1 pseudogene is annotated in these 310 nt (G+C 62.6%); it reads right to left on the bottom strand.

The window, feature by feature from the left end:
* Positions 1–310, bottom strand: a pseudogene (locus tag SB764_RS39140) (site-specific integrase); the annotation flags it as partial.

The raw sequence follows: 310 nt of genomic DNA, 5'->3' as shown, positions 1-310 counted from the left end.
CAAGGTTGCCAGCCAGTTCGGAGAGCCGCCGCTCGGCAAGCCATGCATCGAGAATCGCTACCGCGAACGGCGCAAGCCGGGTACGGCGTGTCAGCATCGGATTGGCCGACTAGATCGTCACCCACGGGGAGCCCACGTTTGCGCAACTAACCGTTAGCGCTGCCGCTTCGCCCGTTTTCAATCCGCCGCCGAGAAATACCGCAATCAACGCGCGATCGCGCCGCTCTCTCCAGCGTTGCGCCGCGGACAAAGCCGTCAAAGGCGAAAACAGCTGTGCGATCAGCGCGGCACGTTCAGGATGGCTGAGAAA

Origin of the sequence: Paraburkholderia sp. SIMBA_027, from assembly GCF_046535315.1 — a bacterium.
GTDB classification, from domain to species: domain Bacteria; phylum Pseudomonadota; class Gammaproteobacteria; order Burkholderiales; family Burkholderiaceae; genus Paraburkholderia; species Paraburkholderia tropica.
Note: the sequence above shows the minus strand (reverse complement) of the source record. Positions and strands in the feature narration are given on the sequence as shown.